We start from the raw sequence: 15,391 nt of genomic DNA, 5'->3' as shown, positions 1-15,391 counted from the left end.
CTCTCGCAGCAATTCCTTCACACCATTCCTAAGCCGTATCAGTTTATCTTTCCAATCATGCGCTGTAAACTATTTGAGAAGTATCGAAAATGAGGAGGAGTCTTATGAACAATCAAACGATCGCAGAAAGCTTATTCGAGTCACATCCTTTTGGAAACGGCACAGTAGCAAGCCGCATTGTCATGGCTCCAATGACTAGAGTCTTTTCTCCAGCAGGTGTTCCTGGTAAAGATGTGGCAGCTTACTACCGCAGACGCGCAGAACATGGTGTTGGGCTGATCGTAACGGAAGGAACAGCCATTAATCATCCGGCGGCAGTCAGCCATCCAAACATTCCACGTTTTCATGGTGAAGATGCATTAGCAGGCTGGGCAAACGTTGTTGCCGAAGTCCATGAGGCTGGCGGGAAAATCATTCCTCAATTATGGCATGTTGGTGCGGCAAGAAAACAAGGCGACGGTCCGAATATTGATTCTCCTCCCGTTAGTCCATCTGGGCTCGGTATCGATGGAAGCGAGTCAGCCAAAGCCTTAACAAAAGAAGAAATTAAAGAAATGATTCAAGCCTATGCCGATGCAGCAGCGGATGCAGAGCGGGTTGGTTTTGATGGAATTGAACTTCACGGTGCTCATGGCTACCTAATCGACCAGTTCCTTTGGGAGAATACAAATAAACGTACGGATGAATATGGTGGCGATTTGCAAGGTCGGACGAAATTCGCCGTTGATGTGATTAAAGCGTGCCGCGCTACGACTAGCCCAGACTTTCCGATTGTCTTCCGTTTTTCGCAATGGAAAGGCGGAGCGTATGGCGCAAAACTTGCCCATACACCAGATGAGTTAAAACAACTACTTATGCCACTTGTTGACGCAGGAGTTGATGTGTTCCACTGCTCCACACGACGTATTTGGGAAGCGGAATTTGAAGGAGAAGAACCTCTTAATCTGGCAGGTTGGACGAAGAAATTAACGGGCAAACCAACAATTGCCGTGGGCTCACTTGGTATTGACCATGCCTTTCTAAGCAAGAAAAGCAACGGCGAACAATCAATCGAAGAAAACCTTCGCCTTGTTGACGAAAAAATAAAAGCTGGTGAATTTGATTATGTTGCCGTTGGTCGTGCGTTACTCGCTGACCCAGCATGGGCTGAAAAAGTACGTGATGGAAAGCTTGACGAAGCGATTTTATATACGAAAGAAGCAGAAAAGCAGTTAATTTAAATAAACGAAAAGCAGCCAAACCCCTTCGGTCCTTGGCTGCTTTTTTGGTTAAATTTCTTTTTTAAAACTCCAGTTGTTCACAGAGTGCCCGTTTCGTTTAATCGTTTTAGCATTTATTTCTTCAAAACCATTCTTTTTGTAGAAAGTACGATTGATTTCTATATTCGTAATAAGTGTCAACGGACCGCCATCGTTTTTAGCGATATACGGGATAATCCCATCATTTAAAAGCTTACTACCTAACCTCTGGCCCTGCTGCGACGGGTCAACGACGAGGGATTCTAAGTACCAAACTGGTTTTTCTAAACGCTCAACTGCAGCCTTTGCTTCGTTTGCTACAGAAAGAAAATCACGCAAAAATGCAGGTCCACCTTTAAGAGCAACCGATAAGCCACCCGCAGCGACATAACCAAATAGCCCAACGTCTCGTCTATCGCGATGTTTAAGCAAGGCAGCTGCGACAATCGTTTCTTCACGGATCGCAACAAGAACCACATGTTTTTTAAAATAAGATTTTGTATTTAACGCATGAATGTCTGTAAACAGCTGTTCTTTCTTCTGACTACTCATAAATAAATCAAAAAAAGGATAGTCTCTAAATGATTTGGCGAGTAATTCGGCAATTGTATGTAATTCCTCTGCGTTTGCTTCTCGGTAGATAATCAAAGGTTTCCTCCAATGTGGTTTCTCTTCGATGTAAATTTACACTCATTATAGAATGTGACAAAAGCGTATACAACATCTAGCTTACTCACCATCAAGAAGAACGGATCGAATAAATCGCTTGTTCCGCTCCAAATCGACTAATCGTTTGCTCGAATGTCATCCCCACTTTTTCTAAAAGACACATGAAACCTTATTTGCCGTTTGTGTTTCTGCAATGACTTTAGGCAAATCCAAATGATTGAAAGCACAATGAGTAATGACGTGGAGAACTTCTGTTGCGTACCCTTCCCCCCACCACTTCGGCATTAATTGAGACGTTAGTTCAAGGTCAATACCATTTTGATAAGGGTCAAGAGTAACCAAACCAATACATTCATTTGTTTTCTTTTCTCGGATGACCCAATAATTTGTGTACGGGTGTGAATGAATTCTGTCATTTAATTCTTTGGATAAATCAACTCGGCGCGGTCCCCCAAGAAATTGCCTTACTTGCTCATTCATAAACAATGCCTCTACATCTGTATGATCGTTTTTAGAAAGACTTTTAATCAAGCATCGTGCTGTCTTAAACAATGAATTCACCCCATTATTCATATGATGTTTCAGTAGGCATCAGCCATTTAAAGGCATGATCATGAACCATTGATTCTTCCGTGATTCCCTTCTTCTATTTGATCTGAGAATTCAAATGGAGGATCACCCTCATAAATTTGACTTAATACGATGCGTTCGTGTCGTTCTGCGTACACGTACCTATAGGTTAAATTAGGTTCGTCTTTAAACGTGACATCGACGAGACCTTTGTAATTAAGGAGGTTATACGGACCTATTAAGCAAAAAAACGCAGGTCTTTTATTTAAAAGACTTGCGTTTTTTCATTTATTCGAACTCTATTTGTACAATTTACTTGATATATAGTGAATGATCCTTCTTACTGTAAGCCAATTTTTTGAATCGCAACTTGCAATGAAGGGTAAATAGACACAGCACTAAAATCAATTCCTAATTGAACAGCTGTTTGGGCTACCTCTGGCCGTATACCAACTAAATGGGTTTTCGTACCAATTAATTTTAGTCCTTCCATCACTTGAAAGATTTGGTTAGCAACCATCGTATCTATAATGACAACACCAGATAGATCAATGATTAACTCTTGCACACCAGACGCGCTGCACTTATTAAGCGTCTCATCAAAAATGACTCTCGCTCGATAGGTATCAATGTCGCCAACTATAGGAAGTAAGCTTACGCGGTTACTTAAATCGATGACCGGTGAACTTAGTTCAGCTACTAATTTCTGATGTGATTCTAGCGTATGTTTGCTTTGTTCCAAATGACTTGAAGTAAACTTCAATACAATTTCATTAAACCCTTTCACCACAAGAACATTTAAGCGACTTACTTCTTCTGGAGAAAGCTCTTTTGTTTTGCTATAAGATAAAACCAATTCAAGATAAAACCCTTCAATCACAAAAAATTGTTCCATAATCACATCAATATCTTCACTTTGATGCGCCGAATCATGGGATACGTCGTTAATCCATTTATTAAATTGCTCACTATCAATCATCTGTTCATCCTGAAAGATTTCACAAAAGTTTAAGTGGAAACCATGATTCTGTTCTTTTAAGCGCGCGATACGCTCCGGATCTTTTGTGCTGTATATATCCCCTTTTGTTTTATCAAGCGTTTCATACCACCGTTCTACTAAATCCATTGTTTTCGTTTTTACATACTCATAAAATGTCATGTGCCAATTCCCTTCACCATTAATGTTTGCTGCAATATGTAGCAAATGGAAAAAATCCATTTCTTTGAGTCGTTTCGTTATCTCTTAGAAGTGTTTCATTTAGTATACTCTTTCTATCAAAAAATGGATTACTTATTTTTCGACTTTACCTATATTTATAGATAAAAGATCGGTTTCTCTGTTTATTTCATCCCTTTATTGCTCTTCAATTGCAATTCTTTTGTCCCCCTATTAAAATGAAGGTGTAAACGAATTCAACAGAACGAAGGGATAACGTGCCGTATTTACGCTTTACTGGTTTTCCAAAACAAGAACTGCATCAATTAACACCAGCACTGATTGACACATTCTCATCAGTCGTCAACATTCCAAAAAAGAAAGTAAAAATCGAACGGATTCTGAGCGAAGGAATCGCCAATTGCCCTTTAACTGTCGAAATCCTGATGTTCCAAAGAGATCAATCCACTCACGATGCGATTGCCCGTGACCTTAACCACTTGCTTGAAGAATGGGGTTACGCCAATATACATATCTTTTTTGTCATCCTTTCGCCTTCCTTGTATTATAAACAAGGAAAAGCGCTCGAATAAGCACAGCTAGCCTTTGAGCGTACAAATACAGGTATTCCACTTGAATAGCAACACCATCATTACCACTACACGACCTCCGAGATCAATTGCTCGAAGGTCGTTTGTCTATTATGGTCTCACTTGATCCCTTCCCCTACAACAAGCTCCCATTCGTGGATCTCATAATTTCTCGCACCTGTTTGCACGTATGGATCTTTTTTCACCAACTCCAATACATCCTCATACAAATCTGCTTTATAAATGACTAACCCGCCTGTACCATCGAGAAAGCGACCGTTCATGGCAATATCGCCTGATTTCCGTAATGCTGCTAAAAACTGCAAATGTTGTTCTCTATATGCCTTGCTCTTTTCTTCGTCTTTCATTGGTAAAAAAACGGCAAAATATGCGATCGTGCTTCTCCCCTTTCATATATGAACTTTTTTCCTTCTTTTCATTATATCAGGACTGAATACAAGGTTATCAACTCTATCAATAACTGATCGATTTGTGAGAAAGTCCTCTTTTCCAATTAAAGGATTTATCACGTAAAAGACGAATAAAAAAGAGAGAGCACGTTTATGGATGAAATGCCTCTATAGGCTGGCCCCCTTTATTCATGCTATCATTAGCTTATTTTACTTGATTACAAGAATAGGAGGAACATAAATGGTTATCGTCGTCACACGCTTGCATTTAAAAGGAATTGCGTCCTTGCCTTCCTTTACAATACACACATTAAAATCAATCTGGCAAATAAAGAAAACCAAAAGAGTCCGTTTCAGTTCTTATCGCAAAGAAGGCCTGCTCACTTTCTGGACAATGACTGGTTGGGAAAACCTTGATGCAATGAAACAATTCCGCAATCACGATGCTCATTTAGAAGCAATGAAAAGGTCACAGAGTTTAGCAGATGAGCTGCAGTATATTCGTTTAGAATCGGATAACCGCATTTCCTGGCATGAGTGCAAACAACGCTTACACGAGAACTACGCTGAGCCTTCTGCATATCCTCGTGTCATCGATTGTTCATGAGAAGTTCAATTGGATCATTTTTACGTATGTACGCATTGCGGAAAGAGTTAAACCATTAGACAGATCACAATGCGTGATCTGTCTATTTTACTTGTACTCAAGCAACTGCACACCAAACATCCAATCACCGTTTTTCCTTTGTGCATATGATGAAAGATCCACATATTTATCTCAATCTAAACAGCCCCCACATATATTGAGTAAATAGTGGCCACTACACAAAGGAGGTGGAATGAATATGTCATGTAACCATTGCAATCAATTTTCCTGCAACTGCTCAAATATTCAAAGATTCCCTAGACCCCCAGTTCAAGGGATTACCGGACCTACTGGGCCTACTGGACCGACCGGACCTGGTGGTGGTGTAACTGGTGTAACTGGTGTAACTGGTGCTACCGGGGCTACTGGCCTTACTGGCGCTACTGGACCTACCGGGGCTACTGGCCTTGCTGGTGCTACTGGACCTACTGGGGCTACTGGCCTTGCTGGCGCTACTGGACCTACCGGGGCTACTGGCCTTGCTGGTGCTACTGGACCTACTGGTATTACTGGTGTAACTGGACCTACTGGGGCTACTGGTATTACTGGTGTAACTGGACCTACTGGGGCTACTGGCCTTGACGGCGCTACTGGGATTACTGGCGCTACCGGACCTACTGGTATTACTGGTGTAACTGGACCTACTGGAACGACTGGGTTAGCAGGATCAAGTACAATTATTCCATACGCATCAGGGATTGTGCCGTCTGTTATCTCAACAATTGCTGGTGGTTTAGTTGGAACGGTTAACTTAGTTGGTTTTGGAAGCAGTTCAACAGGAGTCACTCTTGGTGCATTCACAGTAGCCGACGTAGGAGAATTTTCTTTTAGAGCACCTCGTACAGGGACGATTGATTCGTTATCCGTATCTTTTACAACTACGGTTGGCGTCGTTTTGCCACTTGGAACAGGTACCATTTCTGCAACTGTCTATAAAGCAACAGGTGCCATTCTTGGCTCTACACCATTCTTACCAACAACTGCAACCGTCACATTAGCACCCCCGGTAACAGGACTGATCACGATTGGCGATACGTTCACTGGAACAGTCACTGGTTTAACTGAACCTGTTCTTGCAGGAGATCTCCTTCTTCTTGTCTTACAAGTTGCATCCCCAGACTTAACATTTATTACTGTCTTAACAGGGAATACAAGCGCAGGAGTATCTATCACGTAAACTTACTTTTCTATTTAGAAGAATTTAAGAGAGGGTTGTTCGTTGCTTCACTTAACGAACAACCCTCTCTTTTCTTATGTAGTTATTTCCATCTATTATTTACAAAAGAAAAAAGGGTTGTCCGATAGCTATCCCGTACAACCCTTTTTCTATGACTTACTGTAAATGCCACTCTAGTTCAGCAATTAATTCTTCTTCGTTATCTACACTCATCATTTCATACGCACTATCGCCAAAGCTATCTGTGTATGCTGGATCTGCATCGTATTCCAGTAAAAGGAGCGCCGTTTTGTAACCGTCATTGTAAAGCGATCGAACAAGTGGACTCTCATCGTAATAATACTCGTTTGGGTCTGCTCCTTCTTTTAGAAGCAATTCTACTAATTCATAATTTAGATTCGATACTGCGTAATAGAGCAATGAATCACCCACATAATCCGTTTCATTGATATCAAATTCATTTGTTGCTAAAAGTTGTCTAACTTCTTCGGTATCGTCATTAATGACAGCATGAAACAAGTCTGAACCATCGTCTTCCCACCCTTGTTCATAGCCAAAAAACACATCTTCCATTAGTGTATCAACCGTTTCAATCATCGAGCCAATCACAACACTTCCTGCGACTAAAGCAAACACAACTGCGCCGTAAATTGATCCCACAAATAGCCAATTAAACTTACATCAAGTGCAATAGCTCCTCCACGTTGGACATACATTTGACCTTCTCTATCATTCGAAAACACAACGATTGACTGAATCCGTTTTGGCAGAGTTGGATGCGTTGATAATACTTCACTTAACCAAACCGCACCATTCGATTCCGTTTCAATTTGTTGTCTGTACAAGTCTTCATTTAATTCTAGTGACAATCTTTTGCCCACACCAAAAATCGCAAGCGCCCGCTTCGACGCTACGACATTGTTTGTATAAAAAGTAGCTGTTACGCTTATACACATTACTAATTATTTCCATTTTTATTTTGACTGGATGCTGGGACCAACGACTCGTTAAAGACATTAACTTAATTTACAGTCAAGCTCTTGACCAAACAGATGACGGGCTGATTGAAACAACCATTGTCACCATCGGTGGTTCACAAAATGAAAGCGGCGCTTCTATTGGAACATCGCAAACGCCCGTTGTTATCTCTGCCATTGGAAACACGCCTCGAGACAGTCGAATACATTTGGATCGAAAGGTTTCCGGAGATTTATTTGCGTCCAAAAACCGAGTGACGCTTTTAAGTCGAACACTTGCTGAACAAAACATTTATTCCATGCTAGACGTCCATTACCGCTCACCGATTTCAACAACCAATGCACGAATTGGCATTGTGGATGGACCAGCAAAAAATGCCCTGCATGTCAAAACGGCTGAAACGCCTCTTATCAGTGATTATTTAGGCGATTTGCTACTTGGTCTTGAAGAAACCGGCGTTATTCCAGAAACATCTCTAGAAGACATACTATCCCATATGTTTGATAATGGCGCCGATTTTGCTTTACCACTGCTAAATGTGATTGATCGTGAAAATGTGGTCTTATCTGGTTTGGCATTATTTAATGATAAACATATGACAGGTGAAATTGATGCAGATCAAACATTACGGCTGCTTTTACTGGATGACAAATATAACAAACATCCCCGCCTAAATGTTCGTGTAAGCAATGATGAGAAGATTCACGCCAATAATTTTGCGACCGTTGATATAGTTAGCAGAGATCATGAGATAAATATTACAAAGACAGGCGATCACGAATTTAGCACCAATTTCCATATTTCCATCACATTAAATGTCGTGGAATACCCAAAAGATAGTTTATATATTGAAGAACATGTCCTTGATTTAAATAAGCACATTGAAGCTCGTCTCACAAGTGAATGTTAGGAGATCATACAAACGTTACAAGATGTTAATTGTGATTATTTTGGGATTGGCAAACACTTGCGTGCATTTTATTACAATGATTGGCAAGAAATGGACTGGAAACAGTCTTACCCGAACATGCCTATTACGGCAACAGTAGACACTGAGATTGTTTACCATGGCATCGTCAATTAACGTTAATAAAAGAGTACTTCAACCGCATGTAAACCAAAGTATGCGCCAAAACCAATGAGACAACATCCCGACACGTAGGAGATACCAAGTTTCAAGCGATCACTCATAAAATGTTTTGCGGTGCTTGAGATAACAGCCATAAGGAAATCCCACAAAGCAATGCCAAGAAATATCGCACAGCTATAAAGCCATATTTGTGTAGGCTCATACATTGTGATTGTTTTGGCTAAAACTGAACCATAAATCCCTAACCAAAAAAGAATGGTTAATGGATTGGAAATGGATAAGAAAAAACCAAATTGAAACGATTGCCATAGTGTTTCTTTCTTCCGGACTTCTGCGCTCATATTTGCGTTAGCCGTTGTCTTTACGATCGTTTCCACCCCGGTGTAAATAAGGACAAAACAACCAAATAACCATAGAAATACATTTACACCTTCATACATGAGAAATTTGGACAAACCAATATAAACAGCGCCCATATAAAAGGCATCCGCTACCATCGCTCCTAAACCAACAAGCCATGAATGATAGAACCCTAAACGAAGTCCCTTATTTACTTGTGCCGCATTGACAGGCCCCATAGGCGCCGCAAGAGAAATTCCGAGAAGCACATAGCTTAAAACAATCATTGCAAGCCCCCTTACTTTTTTTCTACTTTATTCAGACAGAAGGGGTTGTACGACAAAAACGTTGCATTCAATTTGAAAAAGTTATAAGAAAAGGAGATTTAGTTGATAGCAAAATCACGTACGAAGTTAAAAAAACAAAACAAGGCAATGACGCTTACATCACCTCTCTCGAACTTGCCGTCAGTATGGTTCCTTATAAAATCGTTTACCGATAAAGAGAGCCCCTTTGTGACCGCACTTGCTGATTGGCTTATCTTTTTTTCCTCATGTGTTAAATGCAGCTATTATTGTTGCTGGTTTTTCTGCAATGACTGCTTCTTTATTTGGCGTAAACACTTTGCTTGCAAGCTTAGCCAAAGACAACAACGCCCCTAAAGTGTTCGCAAAACGATTGAAGTAAAAAGACTTGCCACTTGCTTCATTAAGCTTTGCAATATGTGGCCTCATTGCAGCCGTTGTTGCAGCACTACTATTGCCTGGGAAATTATTCGAGTATATTACAACAGCGGCTGGCATTTTGATCCTGTTCAATTGGACCGTCATCGTTTTCTCAAATATAAAGTTGCTTAATCCACATTTTTTCAGCATGATTACGTTTGTTCTTTCGATTTTGCTTATGTTTGCAGCCCTTGCAGTTATTGGTCTGGAATCAACTGACGCCCTAGTCTCTATTTAAGTCTAGGATTTATCGCGCTCATTTGGATTGCCGCTAACGTGTTTTAAAAAACACATAAGAAAAGGAAAATTAGTATATAGTCAGATTTTTGCAAGGAGGAACCATGCATCGTTTGAGGGTGGAAAGAGCATACTAACAAAAAATGATTTATGAGGAGGGATAGCAGTGACTGTACTAAAAGGATTAATCATCAAACTTATTATGACTACATTCATTCTTACAATTATCTTCACTTTGTTTTTTGGTTTTTCACTAGGTACAACCTTATTCCTAAGTCTCATCTTTACCTTTATTGCTTATCTTGGTGATTTGTATATTATGCCAAGGATTGGAACGACACTTGCGACGATTACGGATTTCCCACTCGCCTTCTTAGGACTAGCAATTCTTGCAAGAGTACTCTTTCCTATTGAGTCAACGCCGTGGTTGCCGTCTTTTCTTGCCGCTTTGCTCATTACAAGTGGTGAATTCTTCTTTCACCCGTATTTATTACGCAAGCTTAAAAAGAGAAACCTAGGACGGTACTGACGAATCCGTGTACGTTGCAAACCGCGGGAATAAAAAGACCAATTATCTCCATTGCACGCTCGATTCGAACGACCAACGTACAAACGCAAATCATTTATTTCACTTGCCGCTCTTCTAAACCTGATTTTGTTTCAGTTGGTTTGACTTCAAGATGAAGTATAAAGCACCTGCGATTTCGATCATTGCTATAATCAAAAGAATACTACCTATCGAAAAGATCGTTGGAACAACTAAAAACAAATGTAGTGAGGCCGCCACAAATTGACCAGGTACTGACTTCTTCACTAAGCTAATGAGCTCTATTAAAATCCCGAATCCGATTAATCCCCAAAGTAAACCCGGGTAGTTAAACAGAAGCGGATTTGCCGAGACAAAGTAATTATACGTTAAACCTGACATTATTAAGAGGACCACAGACCCCGTGAACCCATCGAAATACGATCTCCTTTTTTTAAACACTCAAAACAATTTTGCCAATGTTTTTATTCGCTTCCATGTGCTCATGGGCTATTGTACTTTCTTCAATAGGGAAAATTTTATCCACAACCGGTTGGAGTGTTTTCTTTTCAAAAAGAGGAAGCGCCACATGAGCAAATTCGTTTGTTAGCTCTGCTTTATACGTATCGCTTCGAGGGGTGAGCAGCGTTCCCGTTAATTGGACACACTTTGACATTAACGCAAACAAGTTCAATGTTTCCACTTCTGCGCCGCCTAGAATACCAATCAACACCCATCGCCCTTCCGTTGCAATGCTCGCAAGGTTTTTCTCCCAATAATCTGCGCCGATAAAATCAAGAATCACATCGACTCCCTTGCCATTTGTTGCTTCCTTTACTTTTTCACTAAAGTCTTCCTCTTTATAGTTAATCAGCACATCAGCTCCAAGCGACTGACAGAAATCAAGCTTATCTTGTGATCCCGCCGTTACAATCACGGTTGCGTTTTTTAATTGTTTCGCCAGCTGAATCGCTGCTGTTCCGACTCCACTTGCCCCTGCATGAATTAGGACCGTTTCTTGCTCTTGCAACTTCCCATGCCAGAACAACGTTTGATACGCAGTTAAAAAGACTTCTGGAATAGCAGCTCCTTCAGCAAATGATAACGCTACGGGCACTTTCATCGCTCGTTCCGCTGGCATGACCGCATATTCGGCGTACCCACCACCGTTTACCAAACCCATAACACGATCACCTATCACAAAGTTTCTTTCGTCTGGCGACTGCTCCACAACGCCTGCGACTTCCACTCCTAAAATCGGGTTCGTCTCATACCCAGCTTTACCTTCGCGCATCAACAAATCCGTCCGATTCACAGCGGCCGCTTTGACGCGAACAAGCAGCTCGCTATCTTTTGTTTTTGGTTTGTCTTGATCGCTTATTTGAAGTTGTTTCGCATCACCAGGCTGTTTGACTGTTATTGCTTTCATTTCGTTTGAACTCCTTCATTCCTATTTTCCTTATCTTAATATCCCACCAATTTAAGAAGCAAACACCTTGATCAAGATTTATGATTACTAACATGAGTTAAGAATATCTATTAAAATCATCTTTTAAAGCGTGATTAGCGCTTGTACACGCTTCTCCAAACTGACTCCAGCGGTCCTGTTCGGAAACGCGACATATAGACGGAACTGTACAGGAATTGGACGATGAAAACAGTCAAACTAATAACAAACGTTTGCCAAGTAACCATCTCTCCGAATAATGAAAAGCCATAAAAAAGAGTAGCAAGAAGGAGCGATTGCATCAAGTAATTTGTAAAACCCATTCTGCCTACTGCAACCAAACCACGTATTGGAAAAACCCGATACAACAAACAGAAACATCCAACATATCCAAACATGAGAATTGGCGCAGCAATAAAGTGAGCGACACTCTGAAGCAATTGATGATCATAAATTACATTAATCACTTGAATTGGAAGACCTAGCCCCATTCCAAAGACAGCTAGCTTTTTCATCGTTTTTTTGTTTGTAAAGATTCCTTGCTGCCTTTTTCCAACATATAAACCAAGTAAAAACATTCCTAGTATTTGCGGGACAAATAAAACCATCGTCAACAAGCTACCTATGTAATCATTTAGCCGTTGCAATTGTTGTTCTGAAAATGTGCCATCACGATAAGCGGCTGCACTATCTTCTTGGTAGCTTATCAATGTATCCGTTTCAATAGTCAGTTCATTTGAATAGCCGCTACCATCAAACACCAAAAGGATTACTGGAATAAGAAGTGTGCTTATAATCGCGAAAGTGAATATCACACTTGAAGACCGTTTCACTAAGCAGAGCAGAATCAAACCAACCATCGCATAAATCGACAGAATATCCCCATACCAAATAAAGGTGCCGTGGAAGATTCCTATTATCCATAAGAACGCAATTCGTTTGAAGTATCGGCTTGCAAACGATGCTCCTTCTCTACTTGCCCCGATATAAATAAACCAAGTTCCTAGACCAAATAAGAAGGAAAAGAGCAGAATAAATTTCCCTTCAAAAAAAATTGAAATAAGAACCTCAATTGTCGTATTTACGCGACCTTCAGCCGGTAATCCACCCAAACTGATTACCGCAAACGCCTCATTGAAAAAACGAACATTGACAATAATAATGCCTAAGAGAGCAAACCCTCGTAATGCATCAATCACTTCCAATCGCTTATCCATATAACCCCCCCTGTGTCTTGCTTTATCCTAGCAACAACACAGTGGAGATGGCATCGATTTACATGTCATTCTAACAAGTAAACGTTACATTTTTGTAAGAATAGTAGATAAATCGCGTTTTCCCTTCAAAGGATAAACTTAAGTTATCCCAGCGTGAACTCCATACTTCAAAATCGTATTCAGCTGGTTCATTGTTTGATTTGATCATCCACTCGCTTTCCACAGTTGCTTCAATCTAATCGTGTGGCTACTACAGAAAAAAGACCTTCTCGATTTCATGTGTAAACGCAAGCCGCCCCCTGACATAGAAGAACGATGCCAGAGGGCGCCACAAAGCGTCATTCCCTCTATTTTCTATCATTAATTGACAGTACAACAAGCAGAACCATTCGATTCCTACTATCTCTGAATCGCCGCATTTGTTTGCTGAGCAAATGCATCCACTTCATGTTTTTGAAAAAGGTTGGTGTCACCTGCGACGGTATGCTTTAAAGCTGCGACTACGGTTGCAAACGAAATCGTTTCTTTTGACGAATGTTGATTTAATAAACCATGCAAGATAATTGCCGCCGGCTCTGTCCATGAATATGTGCAGCAATGCGGTTACGACATCTCCCACTTTATCACGACTTACAGTGCAGTGAATGTGACTAAAGAACAAGCCCATCTGTTAAATTGCAAAAAAGGCGTTGCTGCGATGAAAATGATGAACCGTGGTATTCTTAATGACGGTCGCGTCTTTGAATACAGTGAGCTCATTAACCTGGACTATGCGGTTTCGTACTTCACCCCGTTTAACCGCTTTAAGCACCAGTTCAGAAAAAAGTAACAAAAAAAGCCAAACAGGTTATCGCCGTTTGGTCTTTTCCTTTTTATACGCAAGCTGCGTCAGCTTCATTCCTTCACGAAATTTACCAATAAAGTAACTCGTGCTATTAAAGCCTACTTGATAGCCAACTTCCGTCACGTTCAGTTCATCTTTTGGTTAAACGAACCGTTTGGCGCATTTCAATGGCTTGGAACAGCGTGTATTCTCGGGATGATCGTTGTGCTTGCATTGGTTAAAGATACAAAGAAAAAGCAGCCCCTCACGTAGGCTGCTTTGCTCAAATGATGCTATAGCGCTTTTGTCATAAACACACTGTTTGGGTCTTCTTCATACCCTTCAAAAGGTAGACATTCATTAAAACCGTACCTGCTATATAACGCGCGAGCTGGCGCAAAGTAGGCCATCGAACCGGTTTCAAGACTCAATCGTTTATAGCCTCGCTCCCCCGCTTCGCGAATCACATGCTCCAGCAACTTTGCCGCCACCCCTTTTCGTAAAAAAGCGTCTGCTGTTCGCATTGATTTTATCTCAGCGTGCTTGGAGTTAATTTCTTTTATTGCGACGCACCCAGCTAGGTCTCCATCAATCCACGCACTCCAGAAAGTGACATCTGGCGCCTTTAGCTTTTCGATCCCAAGCGCATGTGTACTTTCAGGAGGAGATGTAGCTGCCATTTCACTTAAATGTTGTTTAATGAGACCAATGACTTCTGTGTGTATTAAGTTGTCTGTTTTAATGTTCATAATCGCTATCCTTTTCTTAACATGATGGTTGATTATTCATAGTATACTCGGCACATAAAGAAGAAGGAATACCATTGATAGATTTTCTAACAAACGTTCATTTAGAAAAAGGACCGCAGATGAATCTAAGTAGTTCAGTTTTTGTGGAGAAATAAATTTGCATACTAGTTAGTCTGTTGCAGAAGTTCTTTTTTATTAAAGATAAATGGAATTTTATGCTAAAATGAATCTTAAAAAGAATGGATGACTACAGGGGGAGACGATGAAGAAAATCATACTTATTGGTTCAGGAGGGTCAGGAAAATCAACATTAGCAAGAAAATTAGGGGAAACATTAGGAATAAATGTATATCACCTCGATGCGTTATTTTGGAGACCTAATTGGAAGGGTGTCCCCAAAGATGAGCAAAGAAAAGTTCAAAATGATTTAGTAAAAAAACCAGAGTGGATTATTGATGGGAACTATGGGGGAACGATGGATATAAGACTTAACGCAGCAGATATGTTTATTTTTCTCGATATTCATAGAACCATATGTGTCTATCGTGCATTTAAAAGAATGTTGCGGTATCGAAACAAAACAAGACCAGATATGGCAGTAGGTTGCGAAGAAAGATTTGACTTAGATTTTTTCAAATGGATATGGAACTACCCTAAAACGAAAAGACCAGCAATCCTAAAAAGACTTAAACAATTATCTACTGATAAGAAAATCATTGTATTAAAGTCGCCAAAAGAAGTACAACAGTTCATAGTAGAAATTCATTAGAAAAGGCTTGGATTAAATGATCCAAACCTTTTAGC

General features: G+C 40.4%; 21 protein-coding genes and 2 pseudogenes. 10 read left to right on the top strand and 13 right to left on the bottom strand.

Annotation, left to right across the window (positions count from 1 at the left end; all coding sequences use genetic code 11):
- Positions 1 to 104: 104 nt before the first annotated feature.
- Positions 105 to 1,220 (top strand): NADH:flavin oxidoreductase, encoded by a 1,116-nt coding sequence (locus BK584_RS21465; RefSeq protein ID WP_078394481.1) that lies wholly within the window; start codon positions 105 to 107, stop codon positions 1,218 to 1,220.
- Positions 1,221 to 1,268: 48 nt separating this feature from the next.
- Here the strand turns inward: BK584_RS21465 and BK584_RS21460 are convergent, their stop codons facing one another.
- The 3 genes from BK584_RS21460 to BK584_RS21450 all read right to left on the bottom strand — a co-directional run bounded on the left by BK584_RS21460 (position 1,269) and on the right by BK584_RS21450 (position 3,696).
- The gene (locus BK584_RS21460) at positions 1,269 to 1,886 is read right to left on the bottom strand and encodes a GNAT family N-acetyltransferase (protein WP_078394480.1); all 618 of its coding nucleotides are present in this window, start codon (positions 1,884 to 1,886) and stop codon (positions 1,269 to 1,271) included.
- A gap of 171 nt (positions 1,887 to 2,057) precedes the next feature.
- Positions 2,058 to 2,459: a GNAT family N-acetyltransferase gene (locus BK584_RS21455; RefSeq protein WP_169871451.1), complete on the bottom strand. Its 402-nt coding sequence runs from the start codon at positions 2,457 to 2,459 to the stop codon at positions 2,058 to 2,060.
- 358 nt (positions 2,460 to 2,817) lie between these two features.
- On the bottom strand, positions 2,818 to 3,696 hold the full coding sequence (locus BK584_RS21450; protein WP_245808936.1) for an STAS domain-containing protein: 879 nt from the start codon (positions 3,694 to 3,696) through the stop codon (positions 2,818 to 2,820).
- A gap of 215 nt (positions 3,697 to 3,911) precedes the next feature.
- Here BK584_RS21450 and BK584_RS21445 point away from each other — a divergent pair, with 215 nt between their 5' ends.
- Positions 3,912 to 4,226 carry a DUF1904 family protein gene (locus BK584_RS21445; protein WP_078394478.1) on the top strand — a complete coding sequence of 105 codons (315 nt, stop codon included), beginning with the start codon at positions 3,912 to 3,914 and terminating at the stop codon, positions 4,224 to 4,226.
- Between the two features lie 116 nt (positions 4,227 to 4,342).
- Here BK584_RS21445 and BK584_RS21440 read toward each other — a convergent pair whose 3' ends face one another.
- A complete protein-coding gene (locus BK584_RS21440; RefSeq protein WP_367579302.1) occupies positions 4,343 to 4,591 on the bottom strand; it encodes a YciI family protein in 249 nt (82 codons plus the stop codon).
- 283 nt (positions 4,592 to 4,874) lie between these two features.
- Here BK584_RS21440 and BK584_RS21435 point away from each other — a divergent pair, with 283 nt between their 5' ends.
- Both BK584_RS21435 and BK584_RS21430 read left to right on the top strand, forming a co-directional pair.
- The gene (locus BK584_RS21435) at positions 4,875 to 5,240 is read left to right on the top strand and encodes a hypothetical protein (RefSeq protein WP_078394476.1); all 366 of its coding nucleotides are present in this window, start codon (positions 4,875 to 4,877) and stop codon (positions 5,238 to 5,240) included.
- Positions 5,241 to 5,472: 232 nt separating this feature from the next.
- Positions 5,473 to 6,456 (top strand): exosporium glycoprotein BclB-related protein, encoded by a 984-nt coding sequence (locus tag BK584_RS21430; RefSeq protein ID WP_078394475.1) that lies wholly within the window; start codon positions 5,473 to 5,475, stop codon positions 6,454 to 6,456.
- Positions 6,457 to 6,612: 156 nt separating this feature from the next.
- Here BK584_RS21430 and BK584_RS21425 read toward each other — a convergent pair whose 3' ends face one another.
- A complete protein-coding gene (locus tag BK584_RS21425; protein WP_078394474.1) occupies positions 6,613 to 7,116 on the bottom strand; it encodes an ankyrin repeat domain-containing protein in 504 nt (167 codons plus the stop codon).
- Positions 7,080 to 7,412 (bottom strand): M48 family metalloprotease, encoded by a 333-nt coding sequence (locus tag BK584_RS21420; protein ID WP_078394473.1) that lies wholly within the window; start codon positions 7,410 to 7,412, stop codon positions 7,080 to 7,082. Before BK584_RS21420 ends, BK584_RS21425 begins: the two co-directional genes overlap by 37 nt.
- A 23-nt stretch (positions 7,413 to 7,435) precedes the next feature.
- On the opposite strand from BK584_RS21420, the pseudogene BK584_RS21415 reads away from it, so the two are divergent.
- Positions 7,436 to 8,518: pseudogene (locus tag BK584_RS21415) on the top strand (Ger(x)C family spore germination protein).
- Between the two features lie 2 nt (positions 8,519 to 8,520).
- Here the strand turns inward: BK584_RS21415 and BK584_RS21405 are convergent.
- A complete protein-coding gene (locus BK584_RS21405; RefSeq protein WP_078394470.1) occupies positions 8,521 to 9,150 on the bottom strand; it encodes a LysE family transporter in 630 nt (209 codons plus the stop codon).
- Positions 9,151 to 9,418: 268 nt separating this feature from the next.
- Between BK584_RS21405 and BK584_RS25195 the strand changes: the two genes are divergently transcribed.
- The 3 genes from BK584_RS25195 to BK584_RS21390 all read left to right on the top strand — a co-directional run bounded on the left by BK584_RS25195 (position 9,419) and on the right by BK584_RS21390 (position 10,354).
- Entirely contained in the window at positions 9,419 to 9,550 is a 132-nt protein-coding gene (locus tag BK584_RS25195) for a hypothetical protein (RefSeq protein ID WP_245809028.1), read from the top strand.
- A 6-nt stretch (positions 9,551 to 9,556) separates the two neighbouring features.
- Positions 9,557 to 9,826 carry a hypothetical protein gene (locus tag BK584_RS25190; protein ID WP_245808935.1) on the top strand — a complete coding sequence of 90 codons (270 nt, stop codon included), beginning with the start codon at positions 9,557 to 9,559 and terminating at the stop codon, positions 9,824 to 9,826.
- 165 nt (positions 9,827 to 9,991) lie between these two features.
- Positions 9,992 to 10,354 carry a DUF2512 family protein gene (locus BK584_RS21390; protein ID WP_078394467.1) on the top strand — a complete coding sequence of 121 codons (363 nt, stop codon included), beginning with the start codon at positions 9,992 to 9,994 and terminating at the stop codon, positions 10,352 to 10,354.
- Positions 10,355 to 10,468: 114 nt separating this feature from the next.
- Here BK584_RS21390 and BK584_RS21385 read toward each other — a convergent pair whose 3' ends face one another.
- The 4 genes from BK584_RS21385 to BK584_RS24820 all read right to left on the bottom strand — a co-directional run bounded on the left by BK584_RS21385 (position 10,469) and on the right by BK584_RS24820 (position 13,573).
- The gene (locus tag BK584_RS21385; protein ID WP_139365729.1) at positions 10,469 to 10,753 is read right to left on the bottom strand and encodes a hypothetical protein; all 285 of its coding nucleotides are present in this window, start codon (positions 10,751 to 10,753) and stop codon (positions 10,469 to 10,471) included.
- A 52-nt stretch (positions 10,754 to 10,805) separates the two neighbouring features.
- Positions 10,806 to 11,780, bottom strand: a complete 975-nt coding sequence (locus BK584_RS21380) for an NAD(P)H-quinone oxidoreductase (protein ID WP_078394465.1) — start codon at positions 11,778 to 11,780, stop codon at positions 10,806 to 10,808.
- A 134-nt stretch (positions 11,781 to 11,914) separates the two neighbouring features.
- Positions 11,915 to 13,015, bottom strand: a complete 1,101-nt coding sequence (locus BK584_RS21375) for a DUF418 domain-containing protein (protein WP_078394464.1) — start codon at positions 13,013 to 13,015, stop codon at positions 11,915 to 11,917.
- A 399-nt stretch (positions 13,016 to 13,414) separates the two neighbouring features.
- Complete coding sequence (locus BK584_RS24820) at positions 13,415 to 13,573, bottom strand: hypothetical protein (RefSeq protein ID WP_169871447.1); 159 nt, start codon at positions 13,571 to 13,573, stop codon at positions 13,415 to 13,417.
- 1 nt (position 13,574) lies between these two features.
- Here BK584_RS24820 and BK584_RS21370 point away from each other — a divergent pair, with 1 nt between their 5' ends.
- Entirely contained in the window at positions 13,575 to 13,844 is a 270-nt protein-coding gene (locus BK584_RS21370) for a UTRA domain-containing protein (RefSeq protein WP_078394463.1), read from the top strand.
- 18 nt (positions 13,845 to 13,862) lie between these two features.
- Here BK584_RS21370 and BK584_RS25185 read toward each other — a convergent pair.
- Together BK584_RS25185 and BK584_RS21365 are read right to left on the bottom strand one after the other, a co-directional pair.
- Positions 13,863 to 13,991 (bottom strand): annotated as a pseudogene (locus BK584_RS25185) (AraC family transcriptional regulator); the annotation flags it as partial.
- Positions 13,992 to 14,131: 140 nt separating this feature from the next.
- A complete protein-coding gene (locus tag BK584_RS21365; protein ID WP_078394462.1) occupies positions 14,132 to 14,587 on the bottom strand; it encodes a GNAT family N-acetyltransferase in 456 nt (151 codons plus the stop codon).
- Positions 14,588 to 14,849: 262 nt separating this feature from the next.
- On the opposite strand from BK584_RS21365, the gene BK584_RS21360 reads away from it, so the two are divergent.
- On the top strand, positions 14,850 to 15,356 hold the full coding sequence (locus BK584_RS21360; protein WP_078394461.1) for a DNA topology modulation protein: 507 nt from the start codon (positions 14,850 to 14,852) through the stop codon (positions 15,354 to 15,356).
- Positions 15,357 to 15,391: the final 35 nt, after the last annotated feature.

This window comes from Shouchella patagoniensis, assembly GCF_002019705.1.
In the GTDB taxonomy this organism is placed as follows: Bacteria; Bacillota; Bacilli; order Bacillales; family Bacillaceae_D; genus Shouchella; species Shouchella patagoniensis.
This window is presented reverse-complemented; position numbering and strand designations above follow the sequence as displayed.

Bases quoted from the DNA above. Each gene is read 5' to 3' on its own strand.
- BK584_RS21465 (WP_078394481.1), top strand. From the start codon at position 105: ATGAACAATCAAACGATCGCAGAAAGCTTATTCGAGTCACATCCTTTT.
- BK584_RS21450 (WP_245808936.1), bottom strand. From the start codon at position 3,696: ATGGATTTTTTCCATTTGCTACATATTGCAGCAAACATTAATGGTGAA.
- BK584_RS21440 (WP_367579302.1), bottom strand. From the start codon at position 4,591: ATGAAAGACGAAGAAAAGAGCAAGGCATATAGAGAACAACATTTGCAG.
- BK584_RS21435 (WP_078394476.1), top strand. From the start codon at position 4,875: ATGGTTATCGTCGTCACACGCTTGCATTTAAAAGGAATTGCGTCCTTG.
- BK584_RS21430 (WP_078394475.1), top strand. From the start codon at position 5,473: ATGAATATGTCATGTAACCATTGCAATCAATTTTCCTGCAACTGCTCA.
- BK584_RS21420 (WP_078394473.1), bottom strand. From the start codon at position 7,412: ATGTGTATAAGCGTAACAGCTACTTTTTATACAAACAATGTCGTAGCG.
- BK584_RS21405 (WP_078394470.1), bottom strand. From the start codon at position 9,150: ATGATTGTTTTAAGCTATGTGCTTCTCGGAATTTCTCTTGCGGCGCCT.
- BK584_RS21385 (WP_139365729.1), bottom strand. From the start codon at position 10,753: ATGTCAGGTTTAACGTATAATTACTTTGTCTCGGCAAATCCGCTTCTG.
- BK584_RS21380 (WP_078394465.1), bottom strand. From the start codon at position 11,780: ATGAAAGCAATAACAGTCAAACAGCCTGGTGATGCGAAACAACTTCAA.
- BK584_RS21375 (WP_078394464.1), bottom strand. From the start codon at position 13,015: ATGGATAAGCGATTGGAAGTGATTGATGCATTACGAGGGTTTGCTCTC.
- BK584_RS21365 (WP_078394462.1), bottom strand. From the start codon at position 14,587: ATGAACATTAAAACAGACAACTTAATACACACAGAAGTCATTGGTCTC.
- BK584_RS21360 (WP_078394461.1), top strand. From the start codon at position 14,850: ATGAAGAAAATCATACTTATTGGTTCAGGAGGGTCAGGAAAATCAACA.